General features: G+C 61.3%; 1 protein-coding gene. It reads right to left on the bottom strand.

What is annotated here, in order from left to right:
* Positions 1-9: 9 nt before the first annotated feature.
* A complete protein-coding gene (locus G154_RS00285) occupies positions 10-1,182 on the bottom strand; it encodes an ISL3 family transposase (protein WP_019512964.1) in 1,173 nt (390 codons plus the stop codon).
* Positions 1,183-1,397 lie beyond the last annotated feature (215 nt).

A 1,397-nucleotide genomic window follows, 5' to 3' on the forward strand; every position in this document is an offset into this window, starting at 1 on the left:
TGCTACTCCTCAGGTTTTCGTGGGGAGCTTGATGTGGAGCCCGCCGAGGCACAGGTAGATCATCGAGGTCAGTGTTTCGGCTGAGTGATGTCCGTAGCCGCGTGCGTTGATGAGTCGGATCTTGGCGTTGATGCCTTCGGCGAGTGCGTTGGACAGTTTGAGTTCAATCGCAGCGAGGATGGGTTCGGTGTAGACCTCGAACCGTTTGCCCAGTGCGGCGAAGGCCGGGATGCGGGAGCGTTTGGCGGCGGTGATCCAGGCTCTGAGGAGTTGGCGTGCAGCGCCGGGTTCGTGGTCGTAGCGGTAGAGGTCGCGAGCTTGTTCTTTGAGTGCCCATGCCCGCCCGACGTGCCGGTTCTGTTTGGCGATCTCGTTGACCAGGGCGCGTTTGTCGTCGGGGAGTTTGTCCTCTCCGGTGCGCAGCGCCCAGCGGGTGGTCCGCCATTGCGTTGAGGACATGTGGACTCGGTCTGGCCCAGCGGCAGCCTCGGAGAAGACACGGTCCAGTGCACGGTTGACCCATTGCAGAATGTGGAATCCGTCGTAGCAGATCGTTGCCTGGGGCAGGTGCTCTTGGGTGGCTGCGGTGTAGACGCTGCTGACGTCCATGGTGACCGCTTGGATTCCGGCGAGGGTCGAATCTGGTTGGCTTGTATAGAATTTAGCGAGTGATTCGCGACTCTTTCCGGGTTGGACATCGATGACGGTGCCAGACGTGTGATCGCCGATGATGGTGAGATAGCGGTGCGGGTGGCGGTAACAGATCTCGTCGACACCGATCTGATACAGGGCCCTTAGTCGACGTTGGTCGAGCAGCTCAGCGACTCCGCGTTTGATGATCGAGGTGACCGATTCCCAGGCGCAGCGCATCAGTGTGGACACTGTCGTGCGGTCGGTGCGCTGGGCCAGCCACAGCACCGTGTCTTCGAAGTCTCGGCTGAACCTGGCTCCCGGGCGGGCCCAGGGCACCTCTTCGGTGGTCACACCGCAATCCGGGCAGTGCAGTCGGCGGATGTCGTAGGTCAGCCACAGTCGTTTGGTGCCCAGATCGAGGTGTCGCCATCGCCGCCGGCGGCGGTCATAGACTGACCGGACGCGTTTGCTGCAGGGGCACCTCAGCAGTCGGGCTGTGGGGCGCAGGGTGACTTCGACGTCGCGGTCGCCGATCGACACCTCGACCACGGATGCACCAGGAATCTGAAGAAGACGGTTAAATGCAGTACTGACGCGCACGCGGATCGATCCTCTGGTTGAGGTTGGTGTGGTAACCCCGAAACCTAGAGGCACGCCGCGTGCGCGTCCTTCATTTCACGAACGACCCGCTGAACCTCTTGCACTGCACTGCAAATCAACCCTCAACAGCACAAAGACGCCCACTAAAACACTAGGAGCGCCAC

The organism is Mycobacterium sp. VKM Ac-1816D, from assembly GCF_000416385.1.
GTDB classification, from domain to species: domain Bacteria; phylum Actinomycetota; class Actinomycetes; order Mycobacteriales; family Mycobacteriaceae; genus Mycobacterium; species Mycobacterium neoaurum_A.